Source organism: Sphingobium sp. BHU LFT2, from assembly GCF_018604485.1.
GTDB classification, from domain to species: Bacteria; Pseudomonadota; Alphaproteobacteria; order Sphingomonadales; family Sphingomonadaceae; genus Sphingobium; species Sphingobium yanoikuyae_A.
Genome location: NZ_JAFCGW010000061.1, coordinates 1 through 1,586 on the forward strand (window position 1 = coordinate 1; position 1,586 = coordinate 1,586).

1 protein-coding gene is annotated in these 1,586 nt (G+C 63.8%); it reads left to right on the plus strand.

Annotated elements, in window-relative coordinates; genetic code table 11:
- Positions 1 to 1,586: glycoside hydrolase family 31 protein (locus JQK15_RS26405; protein WP_214869605.1), on the plus strand; the 1,586-nt coding region annotated here is incomplete at both ends.

Sequence of the window (1,586 nt, forward strand, 5' to 3'; positions counted from 1 at the left end):
AATGGCGAGAAGACCTTCAAGGTCGGCGCCAGCTTCGACGCGCCGCTGGACGAGCATTATTACGGCCTGGGCCAGAACCAGGAAGGCTATATGGATCTGCGCGGCAAGCAGATCGACTGTTCGCACAGCTATGACGCGCCGGCCGGCGAGACCGTCTGCGTCCCCTTCCTGGTCACCAACAAGGGCTATGGCATCGTCTGGGACAATCCGGCGCGCACTTTGGTATGGCCGGGCCTGCACAATTCGACCCGCTTCCAGAGCCAGGTCGGCGAACGCGTCTCCTTCTTCGTCATCACCGGCAAGACCACCGATGACCTCTATGCCGGCTATGCCAGGCTGACCGGCGCGACGCCGCTGCCGCCCAAGGCCGGTTTCGGCCTGATCCAGAGCAAGGCGCGCTACGAGAGCCAGAAGGAATTGCTCGACGTCGCCAATGGCTATCGCCAGCGCAATCTGCCGCTCGATATCATGGTGCTGGACTGGTTCTACTGGACCCGCATGGGCCAGCTCGACATCGACCGCACCTATTATCCCGACCCCAAGGGGATGAACGACCAGCTCAATGCCATGGGCATGCGGTCGATCATCAGCGTGTGGCCGCGGTTCGAGCGCGAAGGCCGCTATTTCGAGTTCCTCAAGTCCAAGGGCTGGTTCCTGAAGGACAAGGACGGCAATCCGGTCGACGGCCTGCCGATGCGGTCCGACCGGGCCGGCGCGCTGATCGACAGCACCAATCCGCAAGCGCGGGAATGGTTCTGGGGCAAGCTGCGCGACAATATCGCGAGCCAGGGCTTCGACTGGTTCTGGCTGGACGAGACCGAGCCCGATCTGGTGCCGGACGGCTATTTCTACTCGATCGGTTCGGGCGACCGCTATCATAACCTGTTCCCGCTGGTGCATACGTCGGGCGTGGCCGAAGGCTCGGAGCGCGACCGCCCCAATTTCCGCAACATGATCCTGGCGCGCGCCGCCTATCTGGGCTCGCAGCGCAATGGCGGCCTGTTCTGGTCGTCGGACATCAAGTCGACCTGGGAAGCGCTCGACCGGCAGGTGCCGGCCGGCCTCAACTTCACCGCGTCGGGCCTGGCCTATTGGGGCAGCGACATTGGCGGCTGGCAGTGGCCGAGCGGCCCCAAGGCGCAGAACCCGGTGCTGCTCGATCCGGCCGGCATGACGGCGGCGGGCGCGGATTATACCGATTATCCCGAACTGTTCGTGCGCTGGTTCCAGTATAGCGTGTTCACGCCGACGCTGCGCATCCATGGCCAGCGCCCGGACACGGAATTGTGGACCTATGGCAAGGCGGCCGAGCCGATCCTGGCCGACTGGCTGCGCCTGCGCTACACGCTGATCCCCTATATCTATGCGCTGGGCCGCCACACTTATGACACCGGCGCGCCGTTCATGCGCGGCCTGTTCATGGACTTCCCGAACGATCCCAAGGTGTCGGACATCGGCGACCAATATATGTTCGGCCCCGCCTTCCTGGTCGCCCCGGTGACCAAGCAGGGCCAGACCAAGCGGTCGGTCTATCTGCCCGCCGGCACCGCCTGGTATGATTATTGGACCAACCAGAAATATGAGGG